Here is a 19452-nt window from a genome sequence, read left to right as displayed (position 1 = left end):
CCAGCAGCCCAGAGCGGAGATAATTTCCGCTTCGCGCCCCCTTCACCATGTCGGCCATAGAGGGCGGCTTCGCAGCTTCCTAAAAGCAGATATTGCTGGCGATCACGTTGGAGGTCGTCATTGCGCCGGCACTGGCTATTGCTCATCCCGTGCAAATGGCGGCAACAGGTTCAAGATCGGACTTTAATCACCGTCATTGTACGACACGCGCCTTGCGTAGCCCCTCCATGACGAGCTCGAAATCGGCGGGGTTCTTGAAGGGCAAGACTTTGCGACGGTATTCCAAGGAATAGTCGGGATTGACGCGCAGCACCTCTTGCCACGTCGCGCGAGCCTCTTCGAAACGGCCGAGGTGCCCGTAACAGGCGGCCAGAAGCGCGCGCGAGACATCGGTGACGGGGTTGCGGCTCACGCGCTGCAGCAACAGTTCGACGGCCTCTTCGTACCTTCCCAGTTGAAACAAGGCCCAGGCCTGAAAGTGAAGAACGATATCCGGAAAGTATGGGTTCAGGACCCTTGCCCGATCGAAATAGGCGAGTGCCTCCTCGGATCTGCCTGAATAGACAAGTGCCTCGCCGAGGCTGACCTGCCCTTCGGCGAAGTTCGGATTGAGGACTATCGCACGCTCGGCCTCGCTTATGGCTCCATCGTGCTGTCGCGAGTAAAGTTTGACCAGACTCAGCGACCAGTGCGCCACCGGATCGCTATCATCCAGCGCTACCGCTAGTGTCGCAGCCTCTTCGGCTTGCTCGACCGAGCGCTGCGGCAACGCGCTCCACCGGTTCAGGTAGTCGAGCCCGTGGGTAAGGGCGAGGAAGGCGTGCGCCGAAGCGAAGTTCGGGTCCAGTTCGACGGCACGTTGCAAAAGGTCGCGGGCGTCGCTGTTCGTTTGCTTCGTCAGCCGGTGCCACAGCTCCCGGCCACGCAAGAAGCAGTCATACGCCTCGGGGTGCCGGGTCTGCCCCGGCGCAAGTTTTTGCCGATCGCCCTCTGTCAGGTTGACCGCCAGCGCGCCGACGATCTGCTGCGTGACATCGTCCTGAACCGCGAATATGTCGGTGAGGTCGCGATCGAACCGCTCCGCCCATAGATGCCCGCCGGTTGTGGCGTCGATGAGCTGCGCGGTGATGCGTACCCTGTTCCCCGATTTGCGTACGCTGCCCTCAAGTACATGCCGCACGCCGAGCTTCGTGCCCACCTCCTGCACATGGACGTTCTTGCCCTTGAAAGTGAACGACGAATTGCGAGCGATGACGAAGAGCTGCGACAGCTTCGATAGCGCCGTGATGATGTCTTCCGAGATGCCGTCGGCGAAGTAGTCCTGTTCGGCGTCACCGCTCATGTTGGCGAAGGGCAGGACGGCGATCGACAGCTTCGGCGACGCTGCCGTCGCCGATTGGCTCGTCGCGGTTTCCGAGGTCGCGGCTAACTTGGTCCCTGCGCTGCCGACTTGCAGCGAATAGACCCGGATCGGCTCGGCGATGTTCTTGAGCTGCGTGCTGCCGAGATCGCTGACCGAGAGGTCGAGCCTCGCCTTGACTTGGCGATAGGCATCCTCGGACAGGCAGATCGCGCCCGCCGCGGCGACGCCCTCCAATCGCGAGGCGATGTTGACGCCGTCGCCCATCAGATCGCCGTCGCTTTCCTCGACGACGTCGCCCAAATGGATACCGATCCGGAACTCAATGCGACGGTCCTGCGGGACGCCGTCATTGCGCTCCACCATTCCGTTCTGCACCTCAATGGCGCAGCGCACGGCGTCCACCACGCTGCGGAACTCGACCAGCGCACCATCGCCGGTGCGCTTCACCACCCGGCCATGGTGCACGGCGATCGTCGGATCGATGAGATCACTTCGCAGTGTCCGCAACCTCGCCAGGGTGAGGTCCTCGTCGGCGCCGGCAAGCCGGCTGTACCCAACCACGTCCGCGGCCAGGATTGCAGCCAGCTTTCGGTTCTCGCTCATGACGCAGTCTCCTAAGTTCCACGATAGCAGGGAGACAGAGGGCAAGAAAGAACTTTCAGGCAGAGCGATCTTGGTTGAGATCGAGTTGGCCATGGCTCATGTGGACGCAGCCGACGTTGCAGCCCCACGCAATGACTGCTCTGTCATGCTCCCGGCCGTCCAACGCGGTCGTTCCGAAAGCCCACTCAGGGTCAGGTCACGACGATGTCCGCGCCCACCCGAATGTCCGCTCTTTGAAGATCCGCAGCCTGAAGTTGCCAGTCCGCTTCCGGTCCCCTTGAACCTGGAATTTGCGCATTCTTCCAACGGCCAATCGTGGCCGGATGAGAACTCAAACGGGTATCGCACAATATGATCCTGCTGCACTGGGTCGCCCGGTATGGAACGCCGGCCGGACGGTGGGCTATAAAACTGAAAAGAACGAGTAGTCGGTGATCAACCGTAAGCGCGATTTTCCCTGCGCGTTGACGGCTGTGGCACCGCTGAACCGCCCTCGCATCGGCAGCGATATCCGGGTCTGTTAGGCCGCAGAGGTTTTGGAGAAGTTGAACGGTAACAGATCGCTGAGATCTGCGTCGTCATCTCGCTGAGGCAACTTAGTGAGCACGTGTCGCAGCCAGGTGAGAGGGTCGACGCCACAGGCGCGGCAGGTGAGCATCAGACTGTAGATAACAGCACTGGCCTTGGCTCCGTCGGCAGTGTCGCTGAACAGCCACGATTTTCTTCCTGTCGCAAAAACTCTGATGTCGCGTTCGAGAATGTTGTTATCGATCGGCATCCTGCCGTCGCTGGTGTAGCGTGTCAGGTAATCCCATTGGTTCAGAGTGTAGGACACGGCATCGCCGAGCTTGGTATCCGGCACGACCTTCGGCGCGACGGCCTCGAGCCACGTCTTTAAAGCGTTCAGGACAGGCAAACTGTGCTGTTGGCGGAAACGGTGAATGCAGTCGGCCTGCGTTTCACCGACGTCGGGCTTTTCGTCTCGCGCCTTCCTTTCGATCCGGTAGAGCTGTTCGAAGAACCGGAGCGCCTGTTCCGGCGGTCCTCAGACACGGTTTGAGGCCCGCAAAGAACTGAACGACAAGGGGGCGTTTCAGTTGTCGGCGAACGACGACCGTGTGCCGGTTGCGGAAATGGCGTGCACCTGGAACACCGACTTAGCAATGTCGAGTCCAATCGTGGTAATCTCTTCCATGGATGGCTCCTCCCATGCGGTTCCTAACAACACCTCTATCATGGCACATCGCGATGCCGGTGGAGGTACCACCTGACCTTCTGCCAAAATCGCGGCTAAGGTCCATCCTACCATTCCGACCGAGAGTATCGTCCCATGACACGCTCCTAAAAAGCGTGATGCGCACGAATCGCCGGACGAGAAACTAGGGATAGGAAAAGCACCAAGCTTCAAACAGGCGCATCTGTCTCATCGGACGCCCTGTTATTTTACGGGTTCAATCTCACTCGGCCGCCACTCCTTTGTGAAAAACGGCTCAAGCGGGCTGTAGAGGCGCAGGATCGCGAAATAACCCTTGCCGGGCACCGTCTGCACCCAATTACCGCGACTGACCCCTTCGGGTTGGCTCGGTCCGAAGTAGACGGTCGTCACTCCGTCCGTATCGGCTTGGGCAGCGGGCGACGGAAAGCTTTGGCTTCCTGCACGCGGATAGCGCTGCGGGGTATCCAGCATAGAGCGGGTCTGGTTGTCGTAGAGTGTGAACGACCAGAAGTTAGCTTCGGGAATATCCTTCGGCAGTGCCACCTTATAGGTCTTGCCGCCGTCGAAATACTCCTTGTTCGCGTCCTGCATGGCGAGGAGGTATTGCGAGCCGACACCCGGCAGGCGCATGGCCATTCCCGGCGTGATGCCGGTCACGCCGTAGAAGAAATACGATCGCGCATTCAGCGTACGGTATCCGGTGTCCGGATAGGGCTTCACGCCGCTTGTGGTAATTTCCGGGATCGGCGTCTCGAACTGATAGCCGGTCTGGAACAGCAAATTCGACCATGATGAATTTGGGTAATAGAACCAGCTTGGATCGCGCGGAGCCATGAACAAGCTCCGTGATGAAGCATTTGCGAGCGCCGCTGCCTCCTGAAGAATCGTCTTCATCCTCTCGTCCGGCGCGAACGGCTTACCCTTGATGATGCCAATCGCGGCCAGCGATCCCATCAGCTCGGGATCGAGAGACGTCGCTGGCTCGTTCTGCACGATCTCATTGAGCATGTCGAAGTAGCTGACGTCGCCGGGCGGGACCGTGTTGACCGAAACGGCGGTGCCTTCGTGAAACACGGTCGCTGGCGGCTCGGTGATTTTGCCGAGCCTGGCATCGCCCGCCAGGAATTGGGCGATGCTCGTGCCGACACCACCGACTTGGTAGGGGTAGATTTTGGTATTGGCCTTGATCCCCTCGACCACCGGGGCGGGATCGTTGTTTTCCATGAACGAGCGCCCGAACCATAGGACGTTGTTGGTCTTTGCGTGAGCCACATAGAAGCCGCCTTCCGGTAGCGGTCCATCGTAGCCGGGTGGCAAGACGAGGTATCTTCCACCTTCGCCCCGGTCGGGTCCTGGCGCACCGAAGTCAGTGACCCAACGGAACCAATAATCGTCTATGGCACCGAGCGCTTTCGGTGGCACCTCCAGAACCATTGGCCCCCTTGTAAGATCGAGGACACCGAAGAAGTAGATCGTGTCCGCGTTGGCCGTCAAAAAGAGAGAGCTGGCATCCATTAGCTTGGAGTAGACGATGACTTCGTTGTGCTTCACGCCAATGCTTTGCATGCCCTTATCGAAGGCGGCGACACTGACACCTTGCATGGTGTTCATGAACGCATCGAAGGCGTGCGTGAAGTCCAGATGATCGTAGACCTTTTGCAACGTTTCGCTGCTCGGGGCACCATCCTTGAAGTCGAGCGGTCCTATCGCTGTCTGTACTTTGTCCGGGGTGAGGATCGCCGGGGGTCTCAAGCCGTCAGTCTGCGCGTCGGCTTTGTTAAGGCTACCGACACTCGCCACCGCCACAACAATTGCGATCAATGCAAGGCTTCTGCCAATCGTTGCCATGCTTGCCCCCTAAGGTTTCTCTTTGATGAATAGTCTTGGATGCTCGCTAACGTTTATTTTGGGATGAGGAGGGCAGTCTATCAGGAATGGTTCCAATAACAATCAGCGTGCAACAACTAAGGTCTACTTCCTTTTAGTTGCGATGAGACGGTGCGTCCAAAATTGATATTGTTCCTGGGAAGCGATGTCTGGACACCAGGCCGCAGCTATCGTGGGTTACCCACCGAACATTTCTGTCGAAGCAACATCCATGAGAGGCCGCTTCGGGCCATCACGCACCCTGACGTGGGTCTCATTTGCGCCAAATCCGGGCCTTCACAGATACTTCGATGTCCGCTTTCGTGGAGGGTGCCCTAGGAGCGGACGGTCTGTTGTCGGCCCGGTGAATCATTGAGATCATGCGTTTTCCTGAAGGCCAATGGTGGCTGAAGGACGATCCTGCCGCATTGGTCCGACCGGCATGGAAGCTGCCGACAACTGGCTTGGGGCGCGTAGATCCTAGCGGCTCTGCCTTCTGGAGCTTCCACCGGAGCAAATCCGATGACCCAGGTCTTCGATAAGTCACGCCTACCCAGTCGGCATGTCTCGATTGGGCCAGAGCGCGCGCCGCATCGCAGCTACTATTATGCGATGGGCATGACCGAGGATCAGATCAATCGCCCCTTCGTGGCGGTCGCATCCGCGGGCAACGACAGCGCTCCATGCAATACCACGCTGGATGAGCAGGCCGACTTTTGCCGTGAAGGCGTCGTGGAGGCTGGCGGCACGCCCCGTCGTTTCAACACGATCACCGTGACCGATGGCATCGCCATGGGTCATCAGGGAATGAAGAGCTCGCTGGTCAGCCGCGAGGTTATCGCCGATTCGGTCGAACTCTCGGTTCGCGGACATTGCTACGACGCATTGGTCGCCTTCGCCGGCTGCGACAAGTCGCTTCCGGCCATGATGATGGCGATGTTGCGCCTGAATGTTCCATCGATCTTCGTTTACGGCGGATCGATCCTGCCGGGGCGCTATCAGGATCGCGACGTGACCGTGGCGGATGTGTTCGAGGTCGTCGGCCGATATTCTGCCGGTGCCTGTTCGATCTCGGACGTGCATGCCCTCGAAAGGGTTGCCTGTCCTGGCCACGGGGCATGCGGCGGCCAGTTCACCGCCAATACCATGGCCTGTGTCGGCGAAGCGATCGGCCTGTCGCTGCCCAACAGCAACATGATTCCCGCTCCCTATCGTGGCCGCGACGAGATTGCGCGCGCGGCCGGCAGGCAGGTGATGGCTTTGCTGGCCGGCAATATCCGTCCGCGCGACATCTGCACGAGAGATGCGTTCGAGAATGCCGCGCGCATCGTCGCCGCGACAGGTGGCTCTACCAATGCAGCGCTCCATCTGCCAGCCATGGCGAGCGAGGCAGGGATTCAGTTCGATCTGTTCGATGTCGCAGGGATATTCAAGTCAACTCCCTATATCGCCGACCTGAAGCCCGGCGGACGCTACGTCGCCAAGGACATGTATGAGGCGGGCGGGGTCTACATGCTGATGAAGACGCTCCTCGCCGAAGGCTATCTTCATGGCGAATGCCTGACGGCTACAGGCAAGACCTTGGCCGAGAACATCGACGAGGTGACCTGGAACCCCGACCAGAGGGTCATCTACGATGCGCGGACGCCCATCAGCCCGATGGGCGGCGTCGTTGGGCTGACCGGAAACCTGGCGCCTGACGGCGCGATCGTAAAAGTCGCCGGCATGAATCGCCTTCAGTTCCAAGGCCCGGCCCTCGTTTTCGAATGCGAGGAAGACGCCTTCGCCGCTGTCGAGTCACGCGACGTCCCTGAGGGTTCCGTTGTCGTTATTCGTTACGAAGGCCCAAAAGGCGGGCCTGGAATGCGTGAGATGCTTTCGACGACGGCAGCGCTCTATGGTCTCGGCATGGGCGAGAAAGTGGCACTCGTGACCGACGGACGCTTCTCCGGCGCGACTCGTGGCTTTTGCATTGGCCATGTCGGCCCCGAGGCAGCGGTCGGCGGTCCCCTGGCTCTGGTCGAAAACGGCGACATAATCCGCATCGATGCCGAAGCCGGATCAATTGATCTTGATGTGACGGATGAGGTCCTGAAAAAGCGCCGCGCCGGTTGGGAACCGCACGCCAGCAACTACCAATCAGGTGCGCTCTGGCGCTACGCTCAGAACGTCGGCCCCGCATCAAAAGGCGCGGTAACGCACCCCGGCGCTCGAGCCGAGACCCACGTCTACGCGGATATCTGAGTTTCACTATTGAAACGCGAGCTTCGGTGACCAACCATGATCAAAGCTCGACTTGCGTCCTTCGGCGGGAACTCATAAATCACACAGCGCAAACAATCACATACCAGTGCCCAGTTTCATCCTGTCGAGCGCGCCATTTCCCACCACTCCACCACAAAGATGGGCACCGCAGCGATGGCGGCTTTGCGCCCGCCATGCTGTCCTACAGATCGCGATAGCGGACGCCCGAAAGCAGACATCATGTGTGGCCCTCCTGTTCCGTCAAGCTGTGACCTGCGCGATCAGCGCAGCTCGATCTGCACGCCCGCCTCGGCCATCGCCAACTGGCGCGAGCGACGCCGAGCGGCCAAGGGCTCAGCGGTCCAGCCAGGCGGCGAGACCATCCAGCGTCTGCAGCCCGTATTCCACCGCGCCGAAGCCGATGACAAACTGACGCCGCTCGCGGCTGGGATGGAGCTGGCGCAAGGTCAGCACCGTCTTGCCGTCGGTCTGCTCATCGAAGGTCACCGTGGTGCGGAAACGGTCGGGATCATCAGGGTTGGGCGTGCCGTAGTCCATCACGATCCGCTCGTTCGGCACGATCTCCAGAAAGCGTATGAGGTTCGGGAAGCGCTGCTCCCGACCCTCGAACACGCCCACCATGTCGAAACGCCAGAGCCCGCCTTCGCGGATATCGGCCTCGTGGCTCTCGATGCTGAGGCCGTCCGGGCCGTACCATTCGGCAAGCGCTTTCGGGTCCATCCAGGCCGCAAAGACCTTGTCGCGCGGGTGGTTCAGCACCTTGACCAGCACGATTTCGCGGTCGAGCGACCATGTCTCAAAGAGGTTTGCCATGTCCTTCATCATCCTCTTCCGTTTTGTCCAGGTAGACTTCCAGCCGATCCAACCGCCCGGTCCAGCGACGGCGCTCCGCGACCATCCAGTCCGCCGCCTCGTCGAAGCGCGCCTGCACCAGGCGGCACCAGCGGCTGCGCCCGCGCTTCTCGCTGGCGATCAGCCCGCAATCTTCCAGCACCTTGAGATGCTGGGCGAAGGAGGGCAGAGCCATGTCAAAAGGCTCGGCCAGCGCGCTGACCGGCAACTCGCCCTCGACTAACCGCGACACCACCGCGCGGCGGGTCGGGTCGCTGAGAGCGTGAAAGGCGAGGTCGAGCGGAGTCGAATGGTAAGGCATATGGATGAGTAAAGGCGTCGGGGGCTCAGGTCAAGGTTAAAAAGGCACTTGCCTTAGTATCCCGCTCCAAATATAAAGGTAGTTGCCTTAGTGTTTGGCCCCGAACGAGGGGGCGCTGTGGTGCAACACCTTTCAAGGAGGACTCCAATGGTAGTTCGTGTCGATTTCATGATCTCGCTCGATGGTTTCGCGACAACGACGGACCAGACGCCCGAAACCCCGTTCGGCGAGGACTGGCCGCGTCTCGTCGGCGCATATGCCGCAACGCGAACGTTCCGTGAGCGCGTGTTGAAGGATACCACGGGGGAAGGGACCACAGGGGTCGACGACGAATACGCGAAGGAATATTTCGAGAATGTGGGCGCTGAGATTATGGGCGCCGGCATGTTTGGGCTCCACAACTTTCCCGACGATCCGAACTGGCGCGGCTGGTGGGGCGACGAGCCGCCGTTCGGGTGTCCGGTCTTTGTCCTCACCCACAAGCCCCGGCCGTCCATCGAGATGGCCGGCGGCACCACTTTCCACTTCCTCAATACCACCCCTGTCGATGCGCTCCAGCAGGCCGTGAGGACCGCAAACGGCAAGGATGTGAGGATGGCGGTGGTGCTACCGTCGTTTGCGACTATCTCAAAGCTGGCCTCGTCGACCGCCTTCATGTTGCTATCGTGCCGATTTTGCTCGGGCGCGGCATCCGCCTGTGGGACGATCTGCGCGGCTTGGAAGCTGGCTGCACAGTCAAGGCGGAAACGTCACCGAGCGGCACCATCCACCTCACCTTCCAACGCTAGCCGCTAGCCTGTGACTTGGGGCGATCATGGACTGTCCATAGGTGGTCCATGATGTCGGCTTCTCGAGTTGCCAGTCCAAGTGCTGACAGTCTGCTTCCGGCCCCATGACTGCCGGAAAGCAGACATTGTCTAGTTTCAAGGTAACGGCATCTTTGCGCCGCCGATAGCGGAAGTAAGCGTCGTCGCCTTCATGTCTCGGCGAAGCTGCTTAAATGTTTCTCAAAGCATCCTGTCTTCATTCTGGGCTATGGGCTCATCGCCACCTGATGCAAGGCGGTCCAGCGGAAAAGTCATGCGAGACTCGGGCTGGTTGACGCGTTCTGTGGAGCGTCTGAAGAAGCTTGGCACTGCGATCCAGACCGCCGTTCTCGCGCAGCGCATATCCGTTGATCAAGTCCTCGAACGCGTCGGGATTGTCCCACCCGCTGTCACATCTCCGGCAGGCCGGCCTTTCGGAAGCCGTCGACAAAGTGGTCTCGTACAGATGCATCGCGCAGCGGCTGGGAGCTGAGCCAATGGCCGATGGTGAAATGAGGGTGGGCGATCAGGAACAATTCTGCTTCTCGCCGCGCCTCCTCACGGTGGCCCAACTGCGCAAGCGTAGCAGCCAGGAATTTGCGTGAGTTGGTACGATACGTGTTTTCCCTGCGGAGTGTGGCGGTTGCCGCCTGATAGTTACGCGCGGCGTATTGCGCCTGCCCCAGATGACAAAGATACCAGCAGGGTGGATAGGGATTGAGCCGCAGAGCTTTTTCGATCTGCGCTAGTCCGTCGGCAACCCTGCCGTCCAGCACGGACATGTCCGACTTAGCGGCCCAGGTGTCGGCATGGTTGGGGTCCAGCTCCAGGGCCTTGGCGAAGGCGGCCTCCGATTCCTCCCATCGCCGCTCATAAGCCAAAATGGTACCCAGAACGTAACGGCAGCCGGCATCGTTGGGATCTAGGTCGACCGCCTTCTGCGCGAACGTCGCCGCCATCCGACGGTTAGGATCTTCGGGCTCGCCGAAATGAGTCCAGGCAAGCCAACGGTTATACGCGAGCAGACCGAGCGCCTCGGCATATGATGGCTCGAGTTTAACCGCGCGTTGGAGCAGCATATAGGCCTCACGCTCAGTTTGCGGCGACACTTCCGTCAGGAGGCGGGCGCGCACACACAGATCGTACGCCTCAAAGTTCTTCGGCCGATTGCGCGGCTTCGGGATGGTCAGCCGGCCGACGAGGGCTTCGACAATCTTGGCGTTAACTTCATCCTGCAATTCGAACACATCTTCCACCGTCCTGTCAAACCGGTCGGCCCACAAGTGCCCGCCGCCAAGCGCGTCGATCAATTGGGCATTGATGCGGACACGGCCCATTGCGCGTCTGGCGCTCCCCTCCAGGACGTAGCGGACGCCGAGTTCCTGGGCGACCAGCCGTACGTTGACCGGCTTGTCCTTGTAACCGTGGACGGAATTGCGCGCGATGACGAACAGGCCAGCCGTACGGGAAAGGTCGGTGATCAGGTCTTCGGTCAATCCGTCGACGAAATACGCGTCCGCTTCATCCCCACTCATGTTCGTGAACGGCAATACAGCGATCGAGGGACATTCGGGCAGCGGCAATATGCTCTGCAGCGCATCCGGCCAATGCCACACGTGGACCGGGCGAGTCAGGTTCTTTAGGTAGCGTTCGCCTGCATCAAAGAACCGGTCGCCGATCTTGCCGACGATCTCGTCGTGAACTTTGGCTGAAATGCAGATACCTCCCGGTGCGGCCTGCGTCTCGAGGCGCGCCGCGACATTGACGCCGTCGCCGACGACGTCTGAACCGTCGTCAATGACATCTCCCAGATTGACGCCTACACGCAAAAGCAGGCGCCGGTCTCCGGAAGCCTCAACAGCAGTGGTGGCCCGTTGCATTTCCAACGCGGCTGCGACCGCGTCCACCGCGCTACCGAATTCGATTAGGAATCCGTCGCCCAGAACCTTGAAGATGCGACCGTTGTGGCGCATCACAGCCGGCTCGATAACGCCAGAACGGAGTTCCCTGAGGTTCGTCAGCGTTGCGACTTCATCAGCCTCCATCAGGCGTGAATATCCCACCACATCGGCAACGACGATGGCGGCAAGGCGACGCTGAAGAGATTGATTCGTCATGTGAGGACAAGCCTAACGACCGAACTCGCAAGTTATTGTTCAACCGCGATTGAGTCAACAAGTGGTAAGAGGTAATGTCCAGGCGATCTCCACCTCCATCGAGCCGTCATCCTTGTTTGTGACCGACGGCGTCGAGGTGGACGGCACGGAAATGAGTATCAACGGAAAGCGGACGGTTCTTGAACGTCTGGTGATGGGCGGCGAGCGGGGGCTTCGGCGGAAGTGCCCAGTTCTGTTCGCGAAATGGCGTTCGGGGGAGACCCGAACTGCAACTGCGCTAAGCCTGCATTTCTGGCTAACTCTCCAGATGCGGCCAGTCTCCTTCCGGCCCCATTTTGGTCATCGACAACCACCATTTGAGACGACCGTTTGTGGCCCATCGTACTCATCCAGCTCCCGTCGCCCTGCTTCCGAATTCCACCGAAAGCTGCTGGAATGACGGGCAGGCGAGGGCCAGTTGGGCCCCGAAAGCGGCAATTATTGCCGCTAGACCCCTCCCGTTGACTGAGGCCCAAAGGCAGGGCGCAAAGGTGGCATCCACGGTCGCTTGCGATGGGAAAACAGAGGAAATTTCGAGGCGTTCTCTATAAGCCATTGAAATCATGTGAGAGTCCAGGTTTCCCAGTCATCTGTTTTTGCTTCGTTTTCCTCATTCTTCTCTTAGAACATTGATAGTCACTTGGAAGAGTTCGTTCTCATTTCGAGCTTCCGGATGGCGACGGCGAGCAGTGGATCGCGATGAAGGTAGTGTGCGTCGAGAATCGAGCGCACCTGTCAAAGACTATGGCCGGTCAAAGTCGCGATCTCCGCTTCCGTGCATCCGACGAGGGCAAGCCTCGTCGCAGCCGGTCCGCGCAGGTCATTGTAGGTCACACCGACCACGCCGGCAGCCGGGCGAGCTTTTCCCAAAGAAGATCCAAATCCGCGCGAAGTCCAAAGATCGCCATCGCTGTTGACGAGGGCATTTCCGATTTTCTGTCTGAGGGGATCGAGGACGGCTTTCAGAGGCGCTCCAACTCGCTTGGGTCACTTCAGACGGAACCTGAGACCAACGGAATAAGTCGCTGAAGGTTGTTGATCGATGTCAAAACAAGCGAATGTTCCTCCTTGCTGAGAATAATTTCGCTATGGCTGTCGCCTGCAACACTTTTAGCCCGATTCAACGCCATAGCGTAGACTATCTCTAAGGTGCCCCACTGATTAGTGAACTCGTCCTTCCAGGAAGGGGGCGCCAACTCAAGTGTCCCCTTCAAGCGAGACTTAACCAGATCGCAGCCGCGTAGCTTACTGTCGATTGCGAGATCGAACAGCGCCCGATCTCTCATGCGCCCTCCCTATCGAGGAAGAAACGAATTGCCCAAATCTGTCGCTGCTTCAGGGGCTTCTTTACGCCGACCTTCCGGCCGGCGTTCCATGCCGGTCGACCCAGTGCAGCAGGATCGTATTGCGCGATACCCACTTGAGTTCTCCTTCGGCCACCATTGGCCGTCGGAAGAACCCGCGAACGCAAGGATTCACGGGGCCGACCGCAGATCGTCCGCTGCTAGCATACTCGACGAGAAAACGGAGATTTTAGCACGCCGCGCCAAGGTCGGGGTTGGCCCGTTGCGGACCCCCGCGTAGTTGAGTGATATCATCTCGTGTGATGATGCCTGCACGTAACGGTCACGTCAAAAAAGGCATTACATCCACACCGTCGCCGGGAAAAATGGTGATATGCGGGTGGCCGTCGAAAAGACGTGCAGCGGCGTCAGCGCTCTCCTCCGACCACCAGGTAGCCGCAGAATGAATTCAATGCCCATGCTGCAGAGGGTTCAAAATGATCACTTTTGATCAGTTTACTTTTCGGCTTGATCCAACTGTCCTGCTATCTTTGAAGGATGGGAGAAGGCAAGTAGGCACGTGCTGACAGCGCATTGGTCACGGTCTTCATCACAAAATTTGGCTTGAAAAGCACTGCGATGAAAGTCGCGTGAAGGAGCTCGCATGGACGATGAAAAATACGGAAAACGCGACAAGCGTGGCGATTGGGCTCCTTATAATCCAGTAGTCTATGCCCCATTATTTCAATTTCCTACACGAATCGTCGCCATTCTGAAGTGGCTGCCGCACTACTTCTTCCCATGGAATTTGACTTTTGCTGCATCGGCAGTGGCCTATTGGGCGTGGGTAATTCCAGCCACGGAGAGCATGCAGACGATCCGTATAGGGTGGGTTGGGGGGCTGTATTTTGTCAATGCTGTCTGTGTCTTCCTTTTTTACGGTGCTTTCGAACTTCACCTGTATGTGCTGAAGCGGCAGAAGAACCGTTTCAAATACAACGGAAAATTTCCTTCTGACCAGAAGAACAAGGCTTTCTGGTTCGAAAACCAGAATAGGGACAACATCCTCCGGACCTTTCTGTCGGGCGTCTCCATCTGGACCGCGATCGAAGTCGCCATGCTCTGGGCCTACGCGAATGGCTATGCGCCCTGGCTCGGCTTCACTCAGCACCCCTGGACCCTTGCGATTGTCGCGCTGGTCGTCCCGATCATTCATGAGTTCCACTTCTTCTGCGTTCACCGGCTCATTCACACGCCACTGCTCTATAAATGGGTCCACTCAGTTCACCACAACTCAGTCAATCCGTCGCCGTGGTCGTCGCTATCGATGCATCCGATCGAGCACCTGCTGTATTTCGGAACGGCATTCTACCACCTCATACTGCCTTCGAATCCGGTCATCATGCTTTACCAGCTCCATTATGCGGGCTTTGGTGCGATCCCTGGGCATGTGGGCTTCGACAAGGTCGAGGTGGGCAAGGAAACGCTCGTCGATAGCCATGCCTACGCACATTACCTGCACCACAAGTACTTCGAGGTGAACTATGGCGATGCCCTTATCCCTCTCGATAAGTGGTTCGGGACCTGGCACGACGGCTCGCAGGAGGGCGATGCCCGCATGCAGGATCGCTACCGCAAACGGAAGGCGAAGCTCGCCGCGCAAAAGGCTCGTAGCAGCGTTGGGGAGGCTGCCGAATGAGCTGGATATCAGTTTGCAGACTGGACACCGTCGAACAGGAAGGCGCGATCCGCTTCGATTACCTGGGCCGCACCTATGCGGTCTATCGCGCCCTTGATGACAGCGTCTACTGCACCGCCGGTCTCTGCACGCACGAGGCCGTCCACCTTGCAGACGGGCTGGTCATGGATTTTGAAGTGGAGTGTCCCAAGCACTCTGGCGTCTTCGACTATCGGACTGGGGAGGCGATCAGACTTCCGGCCTGCGAGAACTTGAAGACCTACCCCGCGGTGGTGATGAACGGGGAGATCCGCATCGAACTCGCCTAGGCGACAAGGATTTGGTTTGGGCCACAACGGCCTCCGGAGCGCTTTTTGGATGTGCCGGCATCAAATGGGAGGATGAACATGAAAATGACTTTGGTGGCGGCAGCTATTGCCGCCTTAATGGCCGGCAGCGCGTCAGCCGAAACGATCGGCGTTTCGATGCAGAGCTTCGACAACAATTTCCAGACGCTGTTGCGGCAGGGCATCCAGACGAGGGCGGCCGAGGTGGGCGGGGTCACCGTACAATTCGAGGATGCGCAGACTGACATCTCAAAGCAAATCAATCAGGTGAACAACTTCATCGCCGCTAAAGTCGATGCAATCATCATCACTCTGGCTGACGCATCCGCGGCACCGGCGATCAGCGAGGCGGCGAGCAAAGCAAAGATCCCGCTGGTCTACCTCAACCTCGAGCCCTCGAACGTTGCCAAGCTCCCGGACCAGGAAGCTTATATCGGCTCCAAGGAGACGGACGCCGGGAAGCTGGCAGCCCAGGCGGCATGCGATCTCCTGAAGTCCAAGAAGAAGGAAAGCAGTGCGCAGGTCTACATCCTGATGGGTGATCTCGCTCACCAGGCATCGCACGATCGCACAGACTCGTTCAAGGACGCCTTTGCCGGTGGCGACTGTAAGGGGGCGACTATCGCGGACGAGCAGTCGGCGGCTTGGCAGCGAACGAGCGCGATGGATATGACCACGAACTGGATCACCGCTGGCCGGCCGATCGACGTCGTGTTTGCAAACAACGATGAAATGGCTCTCGGCGCCGTGCAGGCGCTAAAATCCTCCGGGATGAAGATGAAGGACGAGATCGTCGTCGGCATCGACGCGACCCAGGATGGTCTCGCAGCTATGGCCGCTGGAGATCTGGCCGCGACTGTCTTCCAGAATGCCAAGGGTCAATCTGGAAGCGCCCTTGATGCGGCCGTCGCGCTCGCGCGCGGCAAGTCGGTGGAAAAGGAGGTCATGGTTCCCTTCGAACTCGTCACCCCCAAGAACATGAACGAATACGCTCACAAGAACTGACCCCATGCGGCTGGCGAGCGGCAGCGCGCCAGCCCTTCACGGATACGAAAACCATGGACGGAATCGTTATCATCGGTGCTGGCGAATGTGGGACTCGGGCCGCTTTCGCAACGCGCGAAGCAGGCTATGTCGGGCCGATAACCCTGATCGGCGGGGAGCTGCATCTCCCCTACGAGCGTCCACCACTATCGAAGCCCTCGGATGGCATCGCGCAGATGAAGGCGATCTGCACCGCAGAGGCTCTGGAGGCAGCGTCAATCCAATATCGGCAAGGATGCGCTGTCACGGCCATAGACGTCGCAGCGCGATCGATCAAAATGACCGACGGAACGACATACCGCTATGACAAGCTGCTTCTTGCAACGGGAGCAAGTCCGCGGCGTCTTAGCTGTCGCGGTTCCGACCTTGCACTCGGCTTTCGGACCTATTCTGATGCTGGCGTCATGTTCGAGAAAGCAAGAGGCGCGAAATCGGTGGCCATCATCGGAGGCGGGCTGATCGGCATGGAGCTTGCCTCGGTGTTACGTCGGCGAGGTATCGCGGTCAGCATTGTAGAAGCGGCCTCGAAGCCTCTCGGGCGGGCGGTACCGCGGCGCTTCGCCCAGATGCTGCATGCCAGGCATGTCGAGGAGGGTGTGGCGTTCCATCTGGGTCAGGGGGTCGAAGAGATAAAGCAGAATTCGGTCGTGCTCGCTGACGGAACGGTCTTGCCTGCCGACGTAGTAGTCGCGGCCATCGGCGTCGTTCCAAATGTCGAACTGGCCGAATCTGCAGGAATTGCGACGTCGAACGGGATCGTGACTGACGCGTGCCTGCGGACAGGCGCGCCCGACGTCTTTGCGGCAGGCGATTGTGCCTCGGTCCTTATCGGCGACAATGGGCACATGCGCTTTGAAAGCTGGCGGAACGCCCGCAAGCAGGCCGAGACTGCAAGCCGAAACATGCTGGGCGGCGAGGAAGCATTTGTCGCCACACCTTGGTTCTGGTCGGATCAATACGATTTTAGTCTGCAGGTCGTCGGAATACCGATGCCTGGGCAACAGACCATCGTTCGACACATCGCCGACGGCGCGATCGAATTCTATCTGGACGGTGGGCGCCTTGTTGCCGCGGCTGGGCTTGGCGTCGGCAACGGCGTCGCCAAGGATATCAAACTGGCGGAGATGTTGATCGATGCGAGAGCCACGCCAGACCCTTCGAAACTGGCCGATCCAGTGCTGAACCTTAAGGAACTGCTAAGGGATGTGCGCTCGGCTCAGGCTGCTGCATGACAACAAGATCATCGTGTCTCGATTCGCAGTCGCCGAACTCCTCCGGTGGCGGCGACGGGGAGAGAGCGTATGTCATAAGCTCTCTCCCCTACCGACATTGGCCACGTTTTGCGGTAGGAGTCTCGTGTCCTGGTGCAAGACAACGGATTGCCAATGCCAAAGATAACGATCAGGGACGTCGCCCTGCAGGCGGGCGTGGGCACAGCGACCGTAGAGCGTGTCATCAACGGGCGTGGCAACGTCAGGGAAGATACCGTTCAAAAGGTTTTGGCGGTGGTGGAGAGGCTGAACTACGGCATTCGCCCATCCAAGCGACATCGACCGGCTATCAAGATAGAGGTCATTCTCGTGCGCCCTGAAACCAGCTTTTTCGCCCGCCTGAACCAGGCCTTCGAGCGCATCGCCGCGTCGCTTGACCGATCCGTCGTTCTTCACCGGACTTTTGTCAAGGAGAGCGATCCCGTCGGCATGGCGCACCATATCGCCAATCCAAGCTTTCGCCGCTCCGGTGTGATCATCTGCGCCCTGGATCATCCAAAGGTCACAGAGAGCTTGAGGCGTGTCAGGGAGGCGGGCGTCGAGGTCGTGCAGGTCGTCAGCCGGTGTGACGACGCGGAGATCCCTTACGTTGGGATCGACAATTATGCAGCCGGGAGGAGCGCCGGGTTTTTCATGTCCGGCATGCTTGGGGGTAGGAGCGGGAATCTGGCTGCCATCTGCCACAGCGGCACCTACAGAACCCATCGGGAGCGTATCCAGGGCTTCTCTGACTTCGTAGCAGGAAAGGCCGGCACTCACGACCTGACGCGGGTCATGATCGGATTTGACGACGACCTGCGATCAGCAGACCTTGTCAGCGAGGCTCTCCGTCACGATCCGCAGATCATCGGCGTCTATTCAGCCGGTGGGGGAGACGAGGGCGTCGCCACGGTGTTGAAAACCTTGAGCGGTCAGCGGGATATCTTCTGGGTGGGCCACGAGCTGACTCAAAGAAAGAAGCGCTATCTTCAATCGGGCCTGCTTGATATCTGTCTCGACCAAGCGCCAGAAACGCAGGCGCGGCGTTCCGTCGATCTGATATTACGCAAGCTTGGCATCATCCAGGCCGAGGTTGCAATCGATCCAGTGCGCTTCATGACGATCACCGCCCAGAATGTTTGATTTTAAATTTTCCGCAAGTAACCGCAACTGGAGGCGCCCTTGCAAACGCTGAACATATTCCAGTCGCTCTGGGCCATGGAGCTGCGTAGTTCCTCGAAGTCGGAACCCTCGCTCGAGACAAATGTTCAACGAACCGCCGACGCGGGTTTCGACGGCGTCAGCGCTCACTGGCATGAGCGCGCCTATGTCAGGCAGCTCGCCACTTTGCTGAAAGATCGTGACCTGAAAGCTGAAGGGCAGTGCTTTCCCAAGACCGTCGACGATCTCAAGCCGGTGCTCGAAAACGCCGTCGAATTCGAGGTCGCCCATATCTGTCTGCAACCCGACGTCAGGCTGCGGCGCATCGAGGACTGTCTGCCTCTACTGGAGGGCTGGCAGCGGCTCGGGGACGAGGCGAAGATCCCTGTCTATGTCGAGACCCACCGCGACCGCATGACGACTGACCTGTTTTTCACGCTCGATCTGCTGGACCGGATGCCCGACCTGAAACTTCTCGGGGATCTCTCGCATTTTCTGGTCGGTCGCGAATTCGCGTGGCCGATCTCGGACGAGAACCACGCGCTTATGCACCGCGTGCTTGACAGCTCGTGGTCTTTTCATGGCCGGGTAGCATCGCGGGAGCAGGTGCAGATCGAAATCTCGTTTCCCCATCACAAGCCGTGGCTCAACCTTTTCCTCGGCTGGTGGGATTACGGCTTCCGGAGCTGGAAAAATCGTGCTGGGCCGGATGACGTTCTGGCTTTCACTTGCGAACTCGGCCCGAAGCCCTATGCCATCACCGGGCGTGACGGCGAAGACAGCACCGACAGATGGCAGGAATCCCAAATTCTGAAAGATGAGATAAGGGCACTCTGGGCTCATGTAACGCCCGAGCGCAAAACGAAACGAAGCGATGGAGGAATTTAGATGGATGTGCGCGCCGCAGTCGCCGTTCAGGCAGGAAAACCGCTCGAGATCATGACCGTTCAGCTCGAAGGCCCCCGCGCCGGCGAAGTGCTGATCGAGGTCAAGGCGACCGGCATCTGCCACACCGACGATTTCACCCTGTCCGGCGCCGACCCGGAAGGCCTGTTTCCGGCCATCCTTGGCCATGAAGGCGCCGGGATCGTCGTCGACGTCGGCCCCGGCGTCACCTCGGTGAAAAAGGGCGACCACGTCATCCCGCTCTATACGCCGGAATGCCGCCAATGCCCCTCTTGCCTCTCGCGCAAGACGAACCTCTGCACCGCGATCCGCTCGACCCAGGGCCAGGGCGTCATGCCCGACGGCACGTCGCGCT

14 protein-coding genes and 4 pseudogenes are annotated in these 19452 nt (G+C 59.3%); 9 read left to right on the top strand and 9 right to left on the bottom strand.

All coding sequences use genetic code 11. The features are described from left to right. Positions 1-193 precede the first annotated feature (193 nt). From CPY51_RS10170 to CPY51_RS10150, 4 genes and pseudogenes are all read right to left on the bottom strand, one after another. On the bottom strand, positions 194-1966 hold the full coding sequence (locus CPY51_RS10170) for an adenylate/guanylate cyclase domain-containing protein (protein ID WP_111160130.1): 1773 nt from the start codon (positions 1964-1966) through the stop codon (positions 194-196). A gap of 520 nt (positions 1967-2486) precedes the next feature. After that, a pseudogene (locus tag CPY51_RS10160) lies at positions 2487-3011 on the bottom strand (IS66 family transposase); the annotation flags it as partial. A gap of 1 nt (position 3012) precedes the next feature. Then, positions 3013-3161, bottom strand: a pseudogene (locus tag CPY51_RS33335) (IS110 family transposase); the annotation flags it as partial. A gap of 243 nt (positions 3162-3404) precedes the next feature. Then, complete coding sequence (locus CPY51_RS10150; protein WP_111160129.1) at positions 3405-5030, bottom strand: DUF1254 domain-containing protein; 1626 nt, start codon at positions 5028-5030, stop codon at positions 3405-3407. A 540-nt stretch (positions 5031-5570) separates the two neighbouring features. Between CPY51_RS10150 and ilvD the strand changes: the two genes are divergently transcribed. Further along, a complete protein-coding gene (gene ilvD, locus CPY51_RS10145) occupies positions 5571-7292 on the top strand; it encodes a dihydroxy-acid dehydratase (RefSeq protein ID WP_111160128.1) in 1722 nt (573 codons plus the stop codon). A gap of 354 nt (positions 7293-7646) precedes the next feature. Here ilvD and CPY51_RS10140 read toward each other — a convergent pair whose 3' ends face one another. Together CPY51_RS10140 and CPY51_RS10135 are read right to left on the bottom strand one after the other, a co-directional pair. Continuing rightward, positions 7647-8135 carry an SRPBCC family protein gene (locus CPY51_RS10140; protein ID WP_195909494.1) on the bottom strand — a complete coding sequence of 163 codons (489 nt, stop codon included), beginning with the start codon at positions 8133-8135 and terminating at the stop codon, positions 7647-7649. Further along, positions 8110-8466 (bottom strand): ArsR/SmtB family transcription factor, encoded by a 357-nt coding sequence (locus CPY51_RS10135; protein ID WP_111160127.1) that lies wholly within the window; start codon positions 8464-8466, stop codon positions 8110-8112. Before CPY51_RS10135 ends, CPY51_RS10140 begins: the two co-directional genes overlap by 26 nt. Before the next feature lie 147 nt (positions 8467-8613). Here CPY51_RS10135 and CPY51_RS10130 point away from each other — a divergent pair. After that, positions 8614-9254 (top strand): annotated as a pseudogene (locus CPY51_RS10130) (dihydrofolate reductase family protein). 428 nt (positions 9255-9682) lie between these two features. Here the strand turns inward: CPY51_RS10130 and CPY51_RS10120 are convergent. The 3 genes and pseudogenes from CPY51_RS10120 to CPY51_RS10105 all read right to left on the bottom strand — a co-directional run. Then, the gene (locus CPY51_RS10120) at positions 9683-11389 is read right to left on the bottom strand and encodes an adenylate/guanylate cyclase domain-containing protein (protein WP_111160125.1); all 1707 of its coding nucleotides are present in this window, start codon (positions 11387-11389) and stop codon (positions 9683-9685) included. A gap of 774 nt (positions 11390-12163) precedes the next feature. Beyond that, a complete protein-coding gene (locus CPY51_RS33795) occupies positions 12164-12298 on the bottom strand; it encodes a site-specific integrase (protein ID WP_275540469.1) in 135 nt (44 codons plus the stop codon). Between the two features lie 341 nt (positions 12299-12639). Beyond that, positions 12640-12848, bottom strand: a pseudogene (locus tag CPY51_RS10105) (integrase); the annotation flags it as partial. A 527-nt stretch (positions 12849-13375) separates the two neighbouring features. On the opposite strand from CPY51_RS10105, the gene CPY51_RS10100 reads away from it, so the two are divergent. The 7 genes from CPY51_RS10100 to CPY51_RS10070 form a co-directional block, all read left to right on the top strand. Continuing rightward, on the top strand, positions 13376-14410 hold the full coding sequence (locus CPY51_RS10100) for a sterol desaturase family protein (protein WP_111160123.1): 1035 nt from the start codon (positions 13376-13378) through the stop codon (positions 14408-14410). Continuing rightward, entirely contained in the window at positions 14407-14718 is a 312-nt protein-coding gene (locus CPY51_RS10095; protein ID WP_111160122.1) for a MocE family 2Fe-2S type ferredoxin, read from the top strand. The genes CPY51_RS10100 and CPY51_RS10095 overlap by 4 nt, the downstream gene beginning before the upstream one ends. Before the next feature lie 78 nt (positions 14719-14796). Beyond that, positions 14797-15741: a substrate-binding domain-containing protein gene (locus CPY51_RS10090; RefSeq protein ID WP_111160121.1), complete on the top strand. Its 945-nt coding sequence runs from the start codon at positions 14797-14799 to the stop codon at positions 15739-15741. Between the two features lie 53 nt (positions 15742-15794). Then, positions 15795-17012 carry an NAD(P)/FAD-dependent oxidoreductase gene (locus tag CPY51_RS10085; protein WP_111160120.1) on the top strand — a complete coding sequence of 406 codons (1218 nt, stop codon included), beginning with the start codon at positions 15795-15797 and terminating at the stop codon, positions 17010-17012. A gap of 153 nt (positions 17013-17165) precedes the next feature. After that, positions 17166-18173, top strand: coding sequence for a LacI family DNA-binding transcriptional regulator (locus CPY51_RS10080; protein ID WP_111160119.1), 1008 nt, complete (start codon positions 17166-17168; stop codon positions 18171-18173). 39 nt (positions 18174-18212) lie between these two features. Further along, on the top strand, positions 18213-19079 hold the full coding sequence (locus CPY51_RS10075) for a sugar phosphate isomerase/epimerase family protein (RefSeq protein WP_111160118.1): 867 nt from the start codon (positions 18213-18215) through the stop codon (positions 19077-19079). Then, the coding region (locus CPY51_RS10070; RefSeq protein ID WP_154677728.1) for an alcohol dehydrogenase catalytic domain-containing protein at positions 19080-19452 on the top strand (373 nt) is incomplete at its 3' end.

The organism is Arminella tubonensis, from assembly GCF_003240585.1.
Taxonomy (GTDB): domain Bacteria; phylum Pseudomonadota; class Alphaproteobacteria; order Rhizobiales; family Rhizobiaceae; genus Rhizobium; species Rhizobium tubonense.
This window is presented reverse-complemented; position numbering and strand designations above follow the sequence as displayed.